Genomic DNA, 1054 nt, shown 5'->3' with positions numbered 1-1054 from the left:
GCGCGGGCCGCCAAGGCCGAGGAGGTGCAGATCTCGACGATCTCCTTCGGCACGCCCTACGGCACCGTCGAGTACGAGGGCGCCACCATCCCGGTCCCCGTCGACGACCAGACGCTGCAGGAGATCACCAAGATCACCGACGGCCAGGCGTTCCACGCGGACAGCCTGGAATCGCTCGAGAGCGTCTATTCGACGCTGCAGCGCCAGATCGGCTATCAGACCGTCAAGGGCGACGCCAGCCTGGCCTGGATGCTGCTCGGCGCGGTGCTGCTGGCCGGCGCCGTGCTGGCCGGCGAGTTCCTGAACCGGCGGCTGCCCGCCTGATCGGTCAGGTCGGCAGGCGCCGGTTGATCAGCAGACCCAGCGCCGCGGCGATGAGCGCGACGACGACGCCCAGGCGCAGCCAGCCGGCGCTGCCCGGGCCGGGCACCGTGCGGAACCCGATGTCGTTCTCGATGGCGTTGTAGCTCTTGTTCAGCTCGCTGATGTTGGTGGCGGTGTAGGACTGCCCGCCCGAGAGCTGAGCGATCTTGCGCATCTGGTCCGTGGACACGGGCACGGCGACGCGCTGCCCGTCCATCTCGATCTCCCCGCCCTTGGTGCCGAACGAGATGGTCGCGATGGGCACGCCCTGGTCCTTGGCCAGGCGCGCCGCGGTGAAGGCGCCGTCGTGCGGGTCGCTGGGGTCGGTCGGCTTGTTCTCGCCGCCGTCGGACAGCAGCACGATGCGCGCCGGCGGCGGCGTGTCCCCGCCCGTGATGGCCGCGGCCCCGACCGCGTGCAGCGCGGTGAAGATCGCCTCGCCGGTCGCCGTCCCGTCGGCGAACTCGAGCTTCTTCAGCGCCTCCAGGGTCGCCTCGTGCTGCGGGGTGGGGGGCACCAGCAGGTAGGGCGTCCCCGCGAAGCCGACCAGCCCGAGGTTGATGCCTGGGGTCAGCTGGCTGGCGAACTGGCCGGCCGCCTGCTCGGCCGCCTTGAGCCGGTTGGGGGCGACATCGGTGGCCGCCATCGAGTTCGACATGTCGATGATCAGCACCACGACCGCGCGGTTGAG

Annotated in this window: 1 protein-coding gene and 1 pseudogene; one reads left to right on the top strand and one right to left on the bottom strand. The window is 71.0% G+C overall.

Features of this window, described 5'->3' with window-relative positions; all coding sequences use genetic code 11:
• Positions 1–324, top strand: a pseudogene (locus A5655_RS08790) (hypothetical protein); the annotation flags it as partial.
• A gap of 4 nt (positions 325–328) precedes the next feature.
• On the opposite strand, the gene A5655_RS08785 reads toward A5655_RS08790, so the two are convergent.
• A partial coding sequence (locus tag A5655_RS08785; protein ID WP_067008330.1) for a VWA domain-containing protein occupies positions 329–1054 on the bottom strand: 726 nt, incomplete at its 5' end.

Source organism: Mycobacterium sp. 1081908.1 (assembly GCF_001673535.1).
Lineage (GTDB): Bacteria > Actinomycetota > Actinomycetes > Mycobacteriales > Mycobacteriaceae > Mycobacterium.
Note: the sequence above shows the minus strand (reverse complement) of the source record. Positions and strands in the feature narration are given on the sequence as shown.